Source organism: Exiguobacterium sp. s50 (genome assembly GCF_018618175.1).
GTDB lineage: Bacteria > Bacillota > Bacilli > Exiguobacteriales > Exiguobacteriaceae > Exiguobacterium > Exiguobacterium chiriqhucha.
Map to the genome: position 1 here is coordinate 18328 of NZ_JACSLP010000005.1, position 16394 is coordinate 34721.

At 51.6% G+C, this 16394-nt stretch carries 20 protein-coding genes; 7 read left to right on the forward strand and 13 right to left on the reverse strand.

From position 1 onward, the window contains the following. Positions 1-14: 14 nt before the first annotated feature. Entirely contained in the window at positions 15-497 is a 483-nt protein-coding gene (locus KNP68_RS08330) for a hypothetical protein (RefSeq protein ID WP_242678966.1), read from the reverse strand. Beyond that, complete coding sequence (locus KNP68_RS08335) at positions 490-765, reverse strand: 4a-hydroxytetrahydrobiopterin dehydratase (protein ID WP_131471574.1); 276 nt, start codon at positions 763-765, stop codon at positions 490-492. The genes KNP68_RS08330 and KNP68_RS08335 overlap by 8 nt, the downstream gene beginning before the upstream one ends. Before the next feature lie 142 nt (positions 766-907). On the opposite strand from KNP68_RS08335, the gene KNP68_RS08340 reads away from it, so the two are divergent. Together KNP68_RS08340 and KNP68_RS08345 are read left to right on the forward strand one after the other, a co-directional pair. Continuing rightward, positions 908-1441 (forward strand): cysteine hydrolase family protein, encoded by a 534-nt coding sequence (locus KNP68_RS08340; protein WP_131471576.1) that lies wholly within the window; start codon positions 908-910, stop codon positions 1439-1441. Positions 1442-1463: 22 nt separating this feature from the next. Further along, positions 1464-2909 carry a nicotinate phosphoribosyltransferase gene (locus KNP68_RS08345; protein ID WP_131471578.1) on the forward strand — a complete coding sequence of 482 codons (1446 nt, stop codon included), beginning with the start codon at positions 1464-1466 and terminating at the stop codon, positions 2907-2909. Positions 2910-2955: 46 nt separating this feature from the next. Here the strand turns inward: KNP68_RS08345 and KNP68_RS08350 are convergent, their stop codons facing one another. Next, positions 2956-3258 (reverse strand): hypothetical protein, encoded by a 303-nt coding sequence (locus KNP68_RS08350; protein ID WP_021068165.1) that lies wholly within the window; start codon positions 3256-3258, stop codon positions 2956-2958. A 114-nt stretch (positions 3259-3372) separates the two neighbouring features. Between KNP68_RS08350 and KNP68_RS08355 the strand changes: the two genes are divergently transcribed. Continuing rightward, positions 3373-3846, forward strand: a complete 474-nt coding sequence (locus KNP68_RS08355) for a YwpF family protein (RefSeq protein WP_131471582.1) — start codon at positions 3373-3375, stop codon at positions 3844-3846. Between the two features lie 74 nt (positions 3847-3920). Here the strand turns inward: KNP68_RS08355 and KNP68_RS08360 are convergent, their stop codons facing one another. From KNP68_RS08360 to KNP68_RS08370, 3 genes are all read right to left on the reverse strand, one after another. After that, a complete protein-coding gene (locus tag KNP68_RS08360) occupies positions 3921-4397 on the reverse strand; it encodes a DUF456 domain-containing protein (protein ID WP_131471584.1) in 477 nt (158 codons plus the stop codon). Positions 4398-4407: 10 nt separating this feature from the next. Continuing rightward, entirely contained in the window at positions 4408-5007 is a 600-nt protein-coding gene (locus KNP68_RS08365; RefSeq protein ID WP_214799364.1) for a histidine phosphatase family protein, read from the reverse strand. Between the two features lie 66 nt (positions 5008-5073). Continuing rightward, complete coding sequence (locus tag KNP68_RS08370; RefSeq protein WP_214799366.1) at positions 5074-6009, reverse strand: alpha/beta hydrolase; 936 nt, start codon at positions 6007-6009, stop codon at positions 5074-5076. A 172-nt stretch (positions 6010-6181) separates the two neighbouring features. Here KNP68_RS08370 and KNP68_RS08375 point away from each other — a divergent pair, with 172 nt between their 5' ends. Further along, entirely contained in the window at positions 6182-7174 is a 993-nt protein-coding gene (locus tag KNP68_RS08375; RefSeq protein WP_214799367.1) for a metal ABC transporter solute-binding protein, Zn/Mn family, read from the forward strand. 42 nt (positions 7175-7216) lie between these two features. On the opposite strand, the gene KNP68_RS08380 is transcribed toward KNP68_RS08375, so the two are convergent. The 5 genes from KNP68_RS08380 to KNP68_RS08400 all read right to left on the reverse strand — a co-directional run bounded on the left by KNP68_RS08380 (position 7217) and on the right by KNP68_RS08400 (position 12669). Then, the gene (locus KNP68_RS08380; RefSeq protein ID WP_214799369.1) at positions 7217-7669 is read right to left on the reverse strand and encodes a hypothetical protein; all 453 of its coding nucleotides are present in this window, start codon (positions 7667-7669) and stop codon (positions 7217-7219) included. Between the two features lie 65 nt (positions 7670-7734). Next, positions 7735-8193 carry a DUF1877 family protein gene (locus tag KNP68_RS08385; RefSeq protein ID WP_021068158.1) on the reverse strand — a complete coding sequence of 153 codons (459 nt, stop codon included), beginning with the start codon at positions 8191-8193 and terminating at the stop codon, positions 7735-7737. A gap of 81 nt (positions 8194-8274) precedes the next feature. Beyond that, positions 8275-9717, reverse strand: coding sequence for an alanine/glycine:cation symporter family protein (locus tag KNP68_RS08390; protein ID WP_131471594.1), 1443 nt, complete (start codon positions 9715-9717; stop codon positions 8275-8277). Positions 9718-9898: 181 nt separating this feature from the next. Then, positions 9899-12367 carry a CoA-disulfide reductase gene (locus tag KNP68_RS08395; protein ID WP_214799371.1) on the reverse strand — a complete coding sequence of 823 codons (2469 nt, stop codon included), beginning with the start codon at positions 12365-12367 and terminating at the stop codon, positions 9899-9901. After that, positions 12364-12669 (reverse strand): rhodanese-like domain-containing protein, encoded by a 306-nt coding sequence (locus KNP68_RS08400; protein ID WP_021068155.1) that lies wholly within the window; start codon positions 12667-12669, stop codon positions 12364-12366. The genes KNP68_RS08395 and KNP68_RS08400 overlap by 4 nt, the downstream gene beginning before the upstream one ends. A gap of 286 nt (positions 12670-12955) precedes the next feature. Between KNP68_RS08400 and KNP68_RS08405 the strand changes: the two genes are divergently transcribed. The 3 genes from KNP68_RS08405 to KNP68_RS08415 all read left to right on the forward strand — a co-directional run bounded on the left by KNP68_RS08405 (position 12956) and on the right by KNP68_RS08415 (position 14754). Continuing rightward, the gene (locus KNP68_RS08405; RefSeq protein ID WP_021068154.1) at positions 12956-13222 is read left to right on the forward strand and encodes a metal-sensitive transcriptional regulator; all 267 of its coding nucleotides are present in this window, start codon (positions 12956-12958) and stop codon (positions 13220-13222) included. Positions 13223-13288: 66 nt separating this feature from the next. After that, positions 13289-13720: a type III secretion system chaperone family protein gene (locus KNP68_RS08410; protein ID WP_016509669.1), complete on the forward strand. Its 432-nt coding sequence runs from the start codon at positions 13289-13291 to the stop codon at positions 13718-13720. 89 nt (positions 13721-13809) lie between these two features. Beyond that, complete coding sequence (locus KNP68_RS08415) at positions 13810-14754, forward strand: DUF4003 family protein (protein WP_242678969.1); 945 nt, start codon at positions 13810-13812, stop codon at positions 14752-14754. Positions 14755-14774: 20 nt separating this feature from the next. Here the strand turns inward: KNP68_RS08415 and KNP68_RS08420 are convergent, their stop codons facing one another. Together KNP68_RS08420 and KNP68_RS08425 are read right to left on the reverse strand one after the other, a co-directional pair. Further along, entirely contained in the window at positions 14775-15497 is a 723-nt protein-coding gene (locus KNP68_RS08420) for a YwiC-like family protein (protein ID WP_021068152.1), read from the reverse strand. A gap of 80 nt (positions 15498-15577) precedes the next feature. Beyond that, positions 15578-16213: a YitT family protein gene (locus KNP68_RS08425; protein ID WP_034797492.1), complete on the reverse strand. Its 636-nt coding sequence runs from the start codon at positions 16211-16213 to the stop codon at positions 15578-15580. Between the last annotated feature and the right edge of the window lie 181 nt (positions 16214-16394).

Consider the following 16394-nt stretch of genomic DNA (forward strand, 5'->3'; position numbering starts at 1 on the left):
TAACGTTATGTTTATTATAGGTCATCCACTTCATCGACGACATAATGTTTTATGATTGGACCGGCTCCTTTTTGCTCGACGGCTTCTTTCAGCCATTCTTGGAACAAGACGTAATCGGTCGAATCACGGAAACGATTTCCGCCTTCGGTGAATTGGATGAAGATAATCCCGTGATTGTCGTCCGGGTCGACACCGAGCCGATAGGCGGCAAAACCGCTATGACTGGACCCTAGACGTGATTTGTCTTTCAACAAACGATGGAATAAGAGCGACCGGGCGTTCGAATCGACCGGAATGTTCGCATAGATAATATTCCCTTTCGGGGCGAATTGTCCTTCCGCTTCCTCGATTTGAAACGTCTTGCCGCTCTGGAACGGGGACTTGTCCCCTTCGGCGAGCAGAATCGTTTCTGTCCCGTTCGCGACGAGCACGCCCGATTGTTGACGCAATCGTTCAGCGACCGTACCTGAGGCGAATGTCATGAATAGCTTAGACAAGCTCCTCACAACCTTTCGCGAGCATGATGTCTTTCTCCGTGATTCCACCTTCGTCATGCGTCGACACGGTCAACGTGACGTTCCGATATTCGATTAAGATGTTCGGATGGTGGTCGAGCGTCTCCGCCAAGTCGGCGACGAGATGGACGAATTGAATCGCCTCTGGAAACGTCTCGAGACGATACGTCTTTTGTAATTCCCCTTCGACAACGTCCCAGCCGTTTAAGCGGGACAGTTGCTCTGACAGTTCGGTTGATGACAGCAGCATGTGCTGATTCCCCTTTCGCAAACAGTTCTTCTTACACCTAGTACCCGACCGCGATCAAAAATAATCTTTTTCGCTTCATGCAAAATGATTTAGAATAAGAAAGATAGCCAACTATTCTTTACATGAGAGAGGAGATCTCGCCATGCGTGGATTGATTGTGATCGACTACACGTTTGATTTTATCGCAGACACGGGTCGTTTGACTTGTGGAAAACCAGGGCAAGACATAGAAGAACGAATCGTCCAGTTGATTGAGGAGTTCGCGGACGAGGATTATGTCGTCGTCGCGAACGATGTCCACGACGCTGGTGACACGTATCACCCTGAGACGACGCTCTTTCCGCCTCATAACATTCGTGGGACTGAAGGCCGCGAACTTTACGGCGCCGTTAAAACCGCGGCGAGCCGGGCCGATCATTGGATCGATAAGACACGCTATAGCGCCTTCGCCGGTACCGACCTTGATTTGCGTTTGCGCGAACGGGCCATCACGGAGATTCATCTCGTCGGTGTGTGCACGGACATCTGTGTGCTCCATACGGCAGTCGACGCGTACAACCTCGGCTATACAATCGTCGTTCACGCCGATGCCGTCCAAAGCTTCAACCCAGTCGGTCACGATTGGGCGCTCGAACATTTTGTCACGACACTCGGGGCCACTGTGACCGGGAAGTGACATAAAACAGAAAGGAACGATTATGTTACATCGCAACCTAGCGCTTCATACCGACCTATACCTCCCACGTTGGATGTATATTTATTGGAAACAAGGCCGTCACAACGAACAAGTCGTGTTCGACCTGTATTACCGCTCGAATCCATTTAGCGGAGGCTACGTCGTCTTCGCCGGCCTACAAAACATCGTCCACTACTTGGAGAACGTCTCGTTCACGGAAGAGGACATCCGTTACTTGAAGCAACAACTCGACTTCGAGGACGAGTTCGCGGACGTGCTCCGCAACTTCAAGTTCACCGGTTCGCTTTATAGCGTCCGCGAAGGAGAAGTCATCTTCCCGAACGAACAAGTCGTCCGAATTGAATCGACAATCTTTGAGGCGAAACTGTTCCAGACGGCGCTCTTGAACATCGCCAACCATGAGTCACTCATCGCGACGAAATACGCGCGCATCCGTCAGGCAGCACCGAATGAGACGTTGCTCGAAGGTGGGGCCCGCCGCGCCCAAGGCGTCGATGCCGCCTATTACGGCACACGAGCCGCGTATATCGCTGGCTTCGACGTCACGAGTTTGGTTTCGGCCGGACGTGATTTCGATGTCCCGACCGGCGGAACGATGGAGCACGCCGACATCCAGTTCCATGATGAAGAGCTCGAGGCGTTCCGCTCGTTCGCGGAGATGTATCCGGACAACACGAGCCTGTTGATCGACACGTACGACACGCTCAAGTCGGGTCTTCCGAACGCGATCACGGTCGCCAAGGAACTCGAGGAAAAAGGCTATCGTTTGAAGTCGGTCCGACTCGACTCGGGCGATTTGGCTTACTTGTCGAAACGGGCTCGCAAAGCACTCGACGCGGCCGGGCTCGACTACGTCAAAATCGTCGTCTCAGGCGACCTCGATGAGTACGTCATTCAAGACTTGCGGATGCAGGGCGCTGAAGCCGACACGTTCCTCGTCGGGACGCGCGGCATCACGGCGTATGAACAGCCTGCACTTGGCATGGTGTACAAACTCGTCGCCCGCGAAGGCGCCGACGGGAAGTTGAAGCCGGTCATCAAAGTTTCGTCTTCGAAAGTGAAGACGACGACGCCGCACAAGAAAGAATTGTATCGCATCATCGATAACGAGACCGGGAAATTCAAAGGGGACTATATCGCCCTGGCTGATGAGCCGGTCGAAACGTATAACGAGATCGACTTGATTGACGTCCGCGACCCGGCGTTCCGGATCAAGACACGCAACTTTAGCGTCAAACGTTTGCTCGTCCCGATTTTCCAAGACGGCGAACGCGTCTATGACTTACCGAACGCGAAAGCGATTCGCGCGTATCATCATGAGCAGATGAACGGTCTATGGGAAGAGTACAAACGCCTCCGTTTGCCGGAAGTGTACTCGGTCACGTTCAGTAAACCGCTCTGGGACTTGAAACTCGAAATGATTCGTCAAACACGGATCCCGAAATAAAACGAAAGGCTACGGATTTGTTCCGTAGCCTCTTTTGATGATGGTTTTATGCCGTCGTCATCTCGTTCGCATGGATTTTATCTTCTTTTCTCCGAAAGTAAAGAGCGATTGAAAGAGAGATCAAAATCAATATGAAGTAAACGGTCCGTTGCCAAAACGTCGCTTCCGTATCCCCTTGGAACAACGCGATGATATAATCACTCCCGCTCACGAAGAACAATCCCGCGAGCAAGAGAAAGATTCGATATCCGGCCCGACTCCGCTCTTGCTTTACTTTAAAGAAAAGGACACCATAATAACCGATTGCTAGAATTGCGATATACCCGATTATGCCAACAACCCAACTCATCTTGATGCCTCCTTATCCTCTATTTTTTTACGTCGCTTCCCCGCTATCGTAACACAATCTTCGAACCAGACTATGTTAAGATAAACTAAAGAAAATGTGGAAGGGACCGATACGATGAAAACGTTCCGCCTAGTCCAAGTTCACCTTGTCCAAGACGAGTATGGCAACGAGTTGAACCTCCCCGTCGAACTGCTCGATGGGTTGATTATCTCGAAAGAGCATGACAACGAATGGCTCCTCGAGATGCTCGTTCCAACCGAATTTGCCGTCACGCTTCATCACTATTTGAACAAGCGAATCCTGCTCCTTGCCGAAGCCGTCATCACGTCACCGGCGAACCGTCCGGCCGCCCTCGCGTTGACGTTCACAAGCGAACGATCGCTCAGCGACCATCACACGTTCGTCGCCGAAGGGCTCATGCTGATGCCGAAACAAGATCCGACCAAGCAAGTGCTCGATTCGTTGATTTCCGAAGGCGTGGCGAACGCCGAACTCAAACCTTCCTTCTTCGAAAAACAAGTCGAACAGCAGCAATCGTTCAGTCGTTCCGCCTTCACACAGCTCGTCAAGACAGGATCGTTCGAATAAATCGAACGGTCTTGTTTTTCTTTCCCCGTTTTTATAAAATTCTCAACCCAAAAAGGCGAAGAAATTTCTTCGCCTCAAACGTAGATGAAAAACAAGATGACCATCATCGTCATCCCGACGACTTTGAGCATCGTGCTGCCGAGGAAAGCGAGCACGGTCCCGACACCGATACTCCACGCCTCACGCGTCGATTTCCCGAGCGTGAGTTCGGCGAGAAACGCGAAGATGAACGGGAAGATGAGCACCCCAACGAGTGGGAAGATGAACGGTCCTGCAATCAAACCGATGGTCGCTCCCCATTTCGCCCGTTCCGAACCGCCCCGTTTATCGACTGTAGCCCGGGTGACGATATAGTCGACCACGAACAAGAAGATTAAAAATACGGTCTGCCAGAGCCAAAACGTCCACGTGAGCGGCTCGAATGAGAAGCCGAAGCCGTAAATGGCATAACCGATGAATAAGAACAAGACGCTCGGGATGACCGGATAAATCAATCCTGCGAACGCGACAACAAATGAAGCGATGATGAATATCCAGAGCAATGTCGTCATGAGTTTCTCCTCACTTTGCGACGATCACATTCGTAATATGGTCGGCGACATTGACCGCCTTGACCACGAACTGACCGTCTTGATGTTCGATATAGTTCGAGCAGGCGTTGCGCATGGCATGACGGAACGTATACGTGTCATCGATCGCCGACAGGGCGGCTTTAATCGCATGTGAATGACAGACGACGATGACACGCTTCCCGGCATGTGTCTCAACGAGATCGTGCATACCGTTCAAGACGCGAGCGCGCATCTCGTCTTCTGACTCGAGACCGGGTACACGGTCTTGGTCATCGGCTTGGACGGCTTCATAGATGCCCGGCACCGGTTTCCCCGACGCGACCCCGAATTCACGCTCGATGAAACGTTCGTCTTGAATGATATGTGATTCGTCGATGCCGCACGCCTCCGCGATGTAACGTGCCGTATCGACGGCCCGCGACAACGGGCTCGCCACAATGACGTCCCATGATTCTTGACTTAAAAAGGCCGCACTCTCTTCGGCCTGCCGATGTCCGAGTGCGTTGAGCGGGATGTCTTCCCGTCCTTGAATGATTTCTTGAAAGTTCCAATCGGTCTGACCATGTCGGACCAAGCAAAGTTCTGTCACGCGAGTCACTCCTTTTTGATTCCTAAATCCTACCCCATCGTACCATCTTTGCGAAAAAGCGCAACGTCACATCATCGCGTCATCGATGAAACGATCGATTCGGGCCATGAGTTGCGTTTCTTTGATCGGGTTGTCGGATTGGAGAAAGCTCGCTAACGAATGTGTGCCGTTCGGGAAGGAAATCAGTTGCACGTTCGCACCGACTTCGCTCGCATGTTCCACGAAATGGAGCGCCTGTCCGAACGGGACGATCGGATCTTTCTTTCCGTGCAAGAGGAGTATCGGCGGCGCATCATCGTAAAGATGTGTGACCGGGGAACACTTCACCATCAGCTCGCGCCACGCCTCCCGGCTCCCCTCATAAAATTTCAAATGCGCGAGCCACGTCTGGATGAACTTGAACAATAAGAAATTCGTCGGAGGATAGAGGGCGATGACCCCTTTGATCGGCGGGACGTCATCACCTAGTTCACCGGTGAACTGTTTGCTTCGATCGAGCGCCGTCGCTAAGACGAGGGCCGCACCTGCCGAGTCACCCCAGACGATCAGTCGGTTAATATCCAAGTTGAGCAGACCATCGTGCTGTTTCAAGTAGCAAAGCGCATCGGAGACGTCGATAATGTTATCCGGGAAATAGACCCCGTCCTCGAACAGACGATAGTCGATGCTGATGACCGCGAACCCTTTGGCGAGAAAATGGTCGAGCAACGGATGGAACAATGTCACCATGCCTCGATTCCCTCGTACGAACGCCCCCCCATGGGCATAGACCGCGACCGGGAACGGTCCATCCCCTGGCGGATAATACACGTCAAACTGGAGCGGACGGTCATTGACAATCTTGTACGTGTGAGTCCGGCGTTTGCGGGTCGAGGGGCGCAGCGGCAACTCGGGCTCTTGCCAACGCACGAGCGATCCATACTGGTTCCACACGCTGGCCCCGGCTGCCGTGGCGGCCGCGAGCGCCGCGCCACCGACGAACCAGGCGGTCTCCTTTCTCATATACATCCACTCCTCGTTCTTTTTTTAATCATATTCCCTTTTTCTCGAAAAACCATCCATCTGAAGTCGGACTTGACGTGCACGGATTCGCCACCTATAATATAACTCGCAGTCACAGAACGTAACGGTTACGATTTAAAGGTTCGCATAGAGAGGACAGGTGGAAGAGTTCATGAATAAAAAGTTATTAAGTGTCGCCGCTGCCGGCACACTTCTATTAGGTGGATGTGCAAGTAATGAAGAGAGCGGTGCGACGGAGGAGACGAGCGACCAGTTGACCGTCTACGCGTCAACGTTCGCCTTGAAATCATTCGCCGAGGAAATCGGGGGCGATCGTGTCCGTGTCGAGATGGTCATCCCGCCTGGCGCTGATCCCCATACGTACGAGCCGACCTCAAAGCAGATGACCGACATCGCCGAGGCGGACTTGTTCTTGACGGTCGGCCATGACCTCGAACCATACGTCGAGTCGATGGAAAAAAGCTTGGCCAATGAGAACGTCACGTTCGTGAAGACGGCCGAGGACGTCACACTCCTCTCGGCAGAAGACACGGTCCACGTCCATAGTGAGGACGAGCACGGACACGAGGAAGATGACCATGCCGAGGAAGAGGCCGGTCATAGCGAAGATGATGGCCATAACCACGGCCAGTACGACCCACACGTCTGGCTCGATCCAATGAATGCCGTCTCGATGGCGGAAGCGGTCGAAGCGGCATTCAGCGAACAGGCCCCTGACTATAAAGATGAGTTCGCGGATCGTTTGAGCGCCTTCAAAGAAGAGGCCGACACGCTCGACGCCGAGCTCAAAGCGGCGGTCGATGGTGGTTCGAAGTCAGAGCTCCTCGTCACGCATGCAGCCTACGGTTACTTGGCGGAACGGTATGGCTTTGATCAACTCCCAATCACAGGGCTCACGCCTTCAGAAGAACCGTCACAGCAAGCATTGAAGCGTGTCATCGAAGAGGCACGACTTCACGACTTGACGCACATCGCTTTTGAGGACACGGTGACGCCGAAAGTCGCACAGGTCGTTCAAAACGAGATCGGTGCGGAGACGGTGACGATTTACAACTTGGAGTCGGTCACGAAAGAGCAGATGGACAAGAGTTACTTCGACCTCATGCGCGAGAACGTCAAAGCGCTTGAGACGGCATTGAAATAAGAGTCTCAAAAAAAACAGCTCGGCGCGTTAGCGTCGAGCTGTTTATGTGTGTTCTGGTTCCCGGTCGATTTGTCGAAGCCTCGCCCAAATGACGCCGCATACGAAAATCGGCACCGTCAGCATCACTGTTTGAAGAAGCGTATCGCTCATCACGTTCGTCGGGTACATCAGTTCAATGAACACGAAACAGAGCACCGTCAAACAGAGAAGCGTCGCGAGCAGCCTCTTCAAACTCAGCAATGGATTGCGTTCGCGTAGGAAGAGCACACTATTCCCTATGGCGAAGCCACAGTTCACTACAATCAAAGCGTAGAAGAGCATCGAAATCGGATGATTATAGGCTGGACCCGTCGAGATGACGTAAAACCATATAATCAAAAATGCAAACACGGTGACGAGATTGATTCGACCTAACTGTTTACGACCTGCCCGATACGCGAAGATTGGGCTTAAGATACCGATGACAAACGTCATTTGGGCAAAGAAATCAAGCATACGTCCACTCCTTGAGAAACCATTTGTAATAGTTTACCAATTTTCAAGTTGTTTTCATAGCCTGTTCATTCATAGTAAATCAACACGAGCTCATCCCGCTCACTCGCCTCTTCACAGAATCGTTTCAACAGCGTCCATTTGAGCCAAACGTCATCGAACCCGTCATGGTCGACGAACGCCATATCGGCCACATCTTCTTTAGTAAATGCGTTCATCGCATCTTTGACGATATGGAGCAACTGCGGCGTCAAAATCCCGACGACGACCGCCTGCTTCTCATTGACAATCAACTCTTCCCCGATGACGGCCATCTCTAAATTATACGTGTCATCCCCATCGATATAAATCTCGATTTGTCCAAGAATCTTTTGGAAGCGTTCGATCCTCGGGAGCGTCAACGTCTCATACGTGTCACGTTGTTGACTGTGCACGTGCAACAGCCAATCTAAAATCATTTCCGGGTCTTGGCCGAACGAGACCCATACTTCCGGGGAAATGCGTATATAGTGTGTCGTCTCCATCATTGAACGCCCCCCTTTTCTTCAGTTTACCCATCTTTCGGGCGCAAAAAAACCGTCTACGCGCTTTCGTAGACGGTTTGTCGTTTATGAACGGATCGTGCCTGTTTTGACTTCTTCTTCTGATTCCCAAGCTTCGATGTACTCGCGACCTGGCAGATCTTCAATCGAATCGGCGTAGAAGACCGGATCTTCACCTTGACGGCGTTGCTCCAAGTAATCGTCGAGGACGAGACGGGCAACTTTTGTGAGGCGGAAAATCGCATACAAGTTGACAAGTGCCATGAGACCCATGAACACGTCCGCGATTGACCAGACGAGACCGGCCGAACGGACGGCTCCGAAGAGGACCATGCCGACGACACCGATACGGTAGAGTGTGACGTAAATCTTTTTATCCGAGATGAACTGGATGTTCGTCTCACCATAGTAGTAGTTTCCAAGAATCGAACTGAACGCGAATAAGAAAATCGCGATCGTGAGGAACGATGTCGCCATCGGACCAATCTCTGCTGTGAGCGCTGCTTGTGTCAATTCGACACCTGCGAACGACTCTGAACCGGCGACACCTGACAACAGGATAATCATCGCTGTCGACGTACAGACGAGAAGCGTGTCGACGAAGACGCTGAACGATTGAATCAATCCTTGTTTGACCGGATGCGATACTTCAGCAGTCGCCGCCGCGTTCGGGGCTGAACCCATCCCCGCTTCGTTCGAGAAGAGACCGCGTCGGATTCCTTGGAGCACCATCGCTCCGATGGCACCACCGAACAATTGTTGAAGTCCGAAGATTCCTTCTGAGAAAATCAAGCCGAAGACTTCCGGCAACAATGAGGCGTTCGAAATCATGACCCACCCGGCGAGCAAGATGTAACCGCCAGCCATAATCGGCACGATGATACTCGAGAGCACGGCGATTGATTGAATCCCGCCGAAGATAACGATGGCTGTCACGACAGCCAAGACGAGACCGACTGTCGTCGTGCTAATCCCGAACTGGTTGCTGACTGACAACGAAATCGTGTTCGATTGAACCGAGTTGAAAGCGAAGCCGAACGAGAACGTGATCAAGATGGCGAATAAAATCCCGAGCCAGCGCTGACCGAGCGCACGTTCCATATAGTAAGCCGGACCACCGCGCCATGTGCGACCGTCGCGAATTTTATATACTTGCGCGAGCGTACTTTCGACGAATGCCGAAGCCGATCCGATGAGCGCGATCAGCCACATCCAGAAGACGGCTCCCGGGCCTCCGAGCGCGATTGCAGTCGCGACACCGGCAATGTTCCCGGTCCCGACGCGTGCAGCCGTCCCGATGGCGAACGCTTGGAATGACGAGACTTGGCCTTTTTCACGCTTCATGCCGTCTTTGAACAAGAGGCGGAACATTTCAGGCAACATCCGGAACTGGACGAACCCCATGCGAACGGTGAAATACAAACCTAAGGCGACAAGGACAACGATTAGCACTGACGACCAGAGCAGGTCGTTGGCATTTGTAACGAGATCTTCTACGAATTTCTCCATCTTTAAATCCTCCGTGTATGTGTAAGTTATAAGAAAAAGTTATGTCAACTTTCTTTACATGAGTAGAATTATAGGAAAAACGTTAAAAAAATGCAATCTTTTTCGACAATTTTCATTTTTGGTGTCGAACAACAAAAAAGCGACCGGTCACGTGACCGGTCGACTAGATTATCTCATTTGATTAGATAAAGAGGTTCAAGTTACCACCTTCGGCTGCCCCGAGGTATGCTGCCACACCACCGAGATCGATGCCGTCGATTAACTCTTCTTCTTTAATTCCCATGACGTCCATCGACATCGTACAAGCGACCATTTTGACGCCTGCCTCTTGAGCCGATTTAATCATTTGATCGAGTGACGGGACATTTTTGTCGCTCATCACTTTCTTCATCATCTTCTGACCAACGCCACCGAAGTTCATGTTCGAGAGCGGAAGCTCACCTGCATGAGATGGCATCATCATGCCGAACATCTTCTCGAGGCCTTGCTTTTTCACTTCTGGTGCATCTGGTTTACGGATGACGTTGAGTCCCCAGAACGTGAAGAACATCGTGACGTCTTTACCCATTGCCGCTGCACCTTGCGCGATGATGAACGATGCGAGTGCACGGTCGAGGTCTCCACTGAACACGACCATCGATGCGCCGTCGCCTGCCGGTGTGCCCGCTTGGACGGCTGCAGGGCCTTGGCCTTTTTGAAGGACGGCTTCGACGCGACCGTTCACAAATTGTTTCGAGACGAGCTTGTTGCCCGTTTTCTTCGCCCATGCTTCGATGTCCGCAAAGAAGCCAGGATCACTTGCGAGGACGCGGAGCGTCTCGCCTTCGCCGAGTTCGGCTACTTTTTTATTGACTTCTAAGATTGGTCCCGGGCATTGCAGACCGCACGTATCTAGGAAAATCGGTTCCCCGATTGGTTCATTCATCATTACTGGTGGTGCCTCCTCCGTTGCTGTTGCGGCAGTCTCATTTGCTGCCGATGCGTCTGCCTCGATGGCATCGAAATCGCGTTTTACTTGTGACCACGTCTTGTAGCCACCGCTCAAGTTTTTAACCTTGAATCCGTTTTGACGCAAGATGCGGGATGCGAGATATCCGCGAAGTCCGACTTGGCATGTCACATAAATCGTTTCGTCTTTGCTGTAGTTGTCCAAGTGATCGCGTAGCGAGTTGAGCGGAACGTTGATTGAACCAGGAATTTTGCCAAGTTCATGTTCTGACTCGTCACGGACGTCGAGCAATGTCGCGCCGTTTTGGACCAACTCGTCAATCTCATTCCAGTGCACGACTTCGTTATCGCCGAGGACGACGTTCGACGCGACGTAACCGATCATGTTGACCGGATCTTTCGCTGAGCTGAACGGTGGTGCGTAGCTGAGTTCAAGGTCTGGAAGGTCAAGGACCGTCAAGCCACCTTTCATCGCTGTCGCAATGACGTCAATCCGTTTATCGACACCGTTCATCCCGACACCTTGCGCGCCGTAGATTTCACCTGTCGTCGGATGGAACAAGAGTTTAAGTGATACGGGTGTCGATCCTGGGTAATAACCCGCATGTGAACCCGGGTGCACGTGAACGGCTTCGAATTCTTTACCAGCTGCTGTTAAACGTTTTTCGTTCCAACCTGTCGAAGCAACGGTCATATCGAATACTTTGGCGATCCCAGTCCCCATCGTTCCGTTGTATTTAACGTCACGACCGTTGATGATATCGGCGACAAGACGGCCTTGGCGGTTGGCCGGCCATGCAAGCGGAACGACCGTCGGCTCTTTAAAGATATAATCGAGTACTTCGACAGCATCTCCGATCGCGTAGATGTTCGGGTCTGACGTGAGCATCTTCTCGTTGACGCGGATGGCACCGCGGATGCCTGTCTCAAGACCTGCTTCCGTTGCAATCGACGATTCGGGCACGACACCGATTGATAAGACGACCATATCGGTCTCGATGACGCGACCGCTCGTCAAGTAGACACGTTTCCCTTTCTCAGAGAACGAGTCGACACCGTCAGAAAGCTGAAGATCGACGCCGTGAAGGCGCATGTGCTCGTGAACCGGTGAGACCATCTCGCGGTCGAGCGGTGTCATGACTTGATCGGCCATCTCGACGAGCGTGACGTCGACGCCACGCTCCCGTAAGTTTTCAGCCATTTCGATTCCAATGAAGCCGCCACCGATGACCGTCGCGTGTTTTGGCGCTTTATCATCGACGTAGCTACGGATTTTATCCGTATCTGGGATGTTACGGAGCGTGAAGATGTCTTCTGCTTCTTCAATCCCAGGGATGTTCGGACGAATCGGTTTCGCCCCTGGTGACAAGACGAGCACATCATATGACTCATCGTACGTCTCACCTGTCTTGACGTTTTTCACCGACACCGTCTTCTCGGCACGGTTGATTTTCGTCACTTCCGTCAAGTTACGGATGTCGAGTTGGAAACGCTTGTTCATCCCTTCGACGGTTTGAACGAGCAATTTTTGACGGTCTTGAATCACGTCACCGATGTAATAGGGAAGACCACAGTTCGCGAACGAGATATACTCGCCCCGATCGAACATGACGATATGATTCTCTTCATTTAAGCGACGAAGGCGGGCGGCTGCCGAAGCACCACCGGCGACCCCACCGACGATTACGATTTTTTTACTCATTGCGCATTTCCTCCTTTGACGACTTCACCTGGCCAGCTCATCAAGCCATCTTCTATATTGACCACTTTATAACCTTTCGCTTCCATTTGCCAAGTCGCCTGCGTGCTGCGAGCACCTGAGCGACAAAGGACGATGTACTCTTCTTCAGGATTGAGCGTCTCAATCCATTCCGACATTTCGGAGAGCGGATAATTTGTCGCGCCAGCAATGTGCGCTTCTTGGAACTCGTCACGTTCACGAACGTCGACGATGTTGACTGGTACTTCAAAATCCATTTGACGTTTCAAGGCAGATGCTTTCATGTTTGTTTACCCATCCTTTTGATCTATAATATTTCACTTATTTATTCGTCAGCTTGGTAGCGGGCGTTCGACGAAAGTTTGTGATTCGTTGAACATATCGCTTCCACGTCATTAATATACCCCCTGTGGTATTTGATTGCAAGGGATTTGTTTGTCGAATCGGTAAACGTTTGAAAAATTTTCACATCAAACGTTGTTGCTCGACACATACTCCCCCACGTATTAAGATGAGACTACACAATAAATAGTTGGGTTACTGAACGATTTGAATATAGAGGTGAATCTAATGGAACAGTATCAATACGATGCAAAAGTGTTGAACCGGATGAAACGGGTCGAAGGACAAATCCGGGCCATCATCCGCATGATGGAAGAAGGGAAAGAGTGCCGTGACGTCGTGACACAGTTAAGTGCGGCTCGATCAGCGCTTGACCGCGCCTCGACCATCATCGTCGCGAAGAACTTGGAGCAGTGCATCATCACCGCCCAACAAGATGGCGAAGATACGTCAGAAACCGTCGAAGAAGCCATCAAAATGTTGATGAAACGCTAGTTCCCCTTGCTTTCCCTCCGCAAATGGGCGAAAGTTAGAGTAACGACTTTTAAGGGGGACTTGTTTGTGAACTTCGAAGAAAAAGTAGAATCATTTAAAGCGCTCGTCGCTGAACGCAATATGACGTTCAAAGAGAGCGAAACTGAAACGCATGTCACATTTTTGACGCGTGAAACGACTAAATCCGGGGCTCAGCCCGTTATGATTATCGCCTTCAATAAAAAGACGACAGATGCGGAACTGTATGCCGCGACGGTCACACACGTACCGGATTACGTCGAAGACCTACCGATTCTGAACGCCTTGAACGAGTTCAACCAAGAGTTCAAATACTTCCGCTGCGTGCTCGACAGCGACCGTGATGTCACGCTCGCCTCGACGCTCGACCTCGACCTCGGCTTCTCGCCAGAGATCATCTTGCAACATTCATTCATGATGTTCCAAGCGGCCGATGAAGTGAACGAGTATATGCAGAAGTTGTATACGCAAGTCCAATAACAAGCAGCCGCCCCGGACGAATCCAGGGCGGCTTTTTTTGAATCATTCTTTCGATTGGGCACGTATAAGGAGAAAAGGAGGAATTGCTGATGATGACACGCTATACGCATTACCTCGAAGCGCTCGAGGCAATCAGAGGAGCGACAAAGTGGTTCACCGATGATTTCCGACGCTTGATGGCCATCAATTATGCCATACACGACACCCCGTTCGATGAAACGCGGTTCGAGCAGGCTCAAGCGGCCGTCAAACGGAAAACGAAAGCCTTCTCCAAGTTTCGCGGCAGCAATAATTTCGTCTGGCTGTCGTTTCTCGATGCCAAGTATGAAGACATCGAACCGGCCATCGACGAGGCACTCCGGCTCGATACGTTGCTCGACCGGAAACACTTCCGCTTCAGTATGTTGCGTCCCTTCATCGCGAGCCAACTGATTAACGTCGATGAGCCCGAGCGCCGGCTTGACGAGGCGAGCGCACTCTATCAAACGTTCAAACGAAACCATCCTTGGCTGACGAGCGAAGAAGACCTTCTGTCTGCCCTCGTCCTCGTTCAAGCGTTCGATGACTACGATACGTTGAGTCAACGGATTGAGACGTATTACGAAGCGTTGAAAGCCGAGTTGCCCCGCTCAAACGAGCTCCAACTCGTCTCCCATCTGCTTGCTTTTAGCGACTTGCCTTCAGACGAGGTCATCAACCGCCTGCTCGAGTGGCGCGCGCGGCTCCAAGGACAAGCAATCGCCGTCAAAAATGAGCATCTGCCAGCGCTCGCCCTCTTGGCCATCGTCGCGGCTCCGAACGACAACGACGAGCGCGACCTGATCGACATTACGAACGCTGAGAAGGAAAAGCATCGCTGGTTCCACACCCACGCGTTGACGGTCGCCCTGCAACTCGTCGCGGCAAACAACATCAAGGAAGATGCGAGCGATTTACTGTTGCACGGGACGTTCGCCCATCTGCTCGCCATGCAACAGGCGGCCACGGCAGCGGCGACCGTGGCTATCATTTCGAGCACATCTTCGAGCGACTAAAAAAGAAGGGTTTCCCCTTCTCAACTAAATAAATACCAACTGAGACAACCGAGCACGAACACCGAGTTGGCGATTTCGACGATCCCGATCTTCATGATGGGGATCTTTTTGCCGTAGAATGCGACCGCCCGGACGAGACTCGGCACGTAAGCGAGTGCCAAGACCGGATAGCCAAACGCGATGAAGATGGCGACGAGCAAAAAGTGATATCCCCATGATACGTTCCGATAAAACAAGCTCTTCTTCTCCCGAATCATCGTTTTGACGAAAAAGATACTTCCGAGGAAATATAAGTACGGCAAAGCGAACATCCACACTATCGTCCCGTCCAAAGCATGTGACCCGAGATAATAGCTCGCCATCCCGCCGATGCAAAATGAGGTGACGGCGCTGACGTCGTTCCAGACGTTGCGCTCATCCTTAATTTTGGCGAAGTAGGCGTTGGTGAGACCGAATGGAATCATAGCAAGGACAAACCAGACAAGACGCCACTCGGACAAAAATACCGGGATGGCGGCTACAATCGCAATCGTCAAATACGTCACGACCGTGCGCAACAGCTCTTGTGACTTTTTTCGTTGCTTAATGTATTGGAACAAGAAAAATGTACCCATATAAACGAACAACCAGGCGATGGCGAACGGGATGTGCGCGAGCGTCCACCCTCCGACAATGCCGCCGAGTAAGAACGGTAAAATCAGCATCGACCACGCGCCGTGCTGTTTTGGAATCATCCATTTCATGTGACTCCCTCCTTCTATGTGTAGTGTAGAAGAAAGATGACTGTAAAACTGTGATAAATTTTACAAAACAAAAAACGATCTCACGCGAGATCGTTTTTTGTTTTTAGTTTGGTCACACTTGGCACGGTGATTTCGACCACATCGTCCGTCAACATCTTCGTGACGACACGACCTGCAATCGAGACCGCGAGAAGCGTATAAAGCGCATTCGACAATGGCAAATAGATGAGCGAGATCGCCAAAACGATGACATCAAATATGATGAGAATCGTCCCGACCGATACGCCGGTCCATTTTGATAGGCCGAGTGCGAATAAATCGTCGCCCCCGGTCGCCCCGCCCGATTTCAAGACGAGACCGAGACCGTAACCAGTCACAATCCCGCTCGCGATGGCGGCGAACAACGTCGCCGGCCACACTTGGATATCGAACGTGAGTAAATCCAACCGATCCCACATGGCGTAGCTGAGCGACAGTGACGCCGCGGCAAGCACGGCTTGCCCGACGAAGCGCCAGCCTTTCCACCAAAGGGCGATTAAAAAGAAGGGGATATCGAGTACGATCATCGAGATCGCCGGATCGATATCAAATAAATAGCGGCCGAGCAATGCTAGCCCGACGAAGCCCCCTTCTGCCAAACCAAACTGTTCATTCAAATAATAATAACCGAACGCCATGATCAGCGTTCCGAGCACTATGGTAGCAACTCGTTTCATTCCGATTGTCCTCCCCGTTTTCAACGGAGAGGAGGATCCTCAGTCGTAGCCGCGGTTCCATCTGTTCCATCTCCGATCTTCCGTTTGTTGATTTTTACATTGATGTCGCTTGTAAAAACTCAACGCTAGAAGTCCGGTAATTGAAACAGAGGCCATGTCCTCTCGGTATCCATAAAGACCT

Coding starts and splice junctions, on each gene's coding strand:
- KNP68_RS08335 (WP_131471574.1), bottom strand. CDS start 765: ATGCTGCTGTCATCAACCGAACTGTCAGAGCAACTGTCCCGCTTAAAC.
- KNP68_RS08340 (WP_131471576.1), top strand. CDS start 908: ATGCGTGGATTGATTGTGATCGACTACACGTTTGATTTTATCGCAGAC.
- KNP68_RS08345 (WP_131471578.1), top strand. CDS start 1,464: ATGTTACATCGCAACCTAGCGCTTCATACCGACCTATACCTCCCACGT.
- KNP68_RS08350 (WP_021068165.1), bottom strand. CDS start 3,258: ATGAGTTGGGTTGTTGGCATAATCGGGTATATCGCAATTCTAGCAATC.
- KNP68_RS08355 (WP_131471582.1), top strand. CDS start 3,373: ATGAAAACGTTCCGCCTAGTCCAAGTTCACCTTGTCCAAGACGAGTAT.
- KNP68_RS08360 (WP_131471584.1), bottom strand. CDS start 4,397: ATGACGACATTGCTCTGGATATTCATCATCGCTTCATTTGTTGTCGCG.
- KNP68_RS08370 (WP_214799366.1), bottom strand. CDS start 6,009: ATGAGAAAGGAGACCGCCTGGTTCGTCGGTGGCGCGGCGCTCGCGGCC.
- KNP68_RS08375 (WP_214799367.1), top strand. CDS start 6,182: ATGAATAAAAAGTTATTAAGTGTCGCCGCTGCCGGCACACTTCTATTA.
- KNP68_RS08380 (WP_214799369.1), bottom strand. CDS start 7,669: ATGCTTGATTTCTTTGCCCAAATGACGTTTGTCATCGGTATCTTAAGC.
- KNP68_RS08385 (WP_021068158.1), bottom strand. CDS start 8,193: ATGATGGAGACGACACACTATATACGCATTTCCCCGGAAGTATGGGTC.
- KNP68_RS08390 (WP_131471594.1), bottom strand. CDS start 9,717: ATGGAGAAATTCGTAGAAGATCTCGTTACAAATGCCAACGACCTGCTC.
- KNP68_RS08395 (WP_214799371.1), bottom strand. CDS start 12,367: ATGAGTAAAAAAATCGTAATCGTCGGTGGGGTCGCCGGTGGTGCTTCG.
- KNP68_RS08400 (WP_021068155.1), bottom strand. CDS start 12,669: ATGAAAGCATCTGCCTTGAAACGTCAAATGGATTTTGAAGTACCAGTC.
- KNP68_RS08405 (WP_021068154.1), top strand. CDS start 12,956: ATGGAACAGTATCAATACGATGCAAAAGTGTTGAACCGGATGAAACGG.
- KNP68_RS08415 (WP_242678969.1), top strand. CDS start 13,810: ATGATGACACGCTATACGCATTACCTCGAAGCGCTCGAGGCAATCAGA.
- KNP68_RS08420 (WP_021068152.1), bottom strand. CDS start 15,497: ATGAAATGGATGATTCCAAAACAGCACGGCGCGTGGTCGATGCTGATT.
- KNP68_RS08425 (WP_034797492.1), bottom strand. CDS start 16,213: ATGAAACGAGTTGCTACCATAGTGCTCGGAACGCTGATCATGGCGTTC.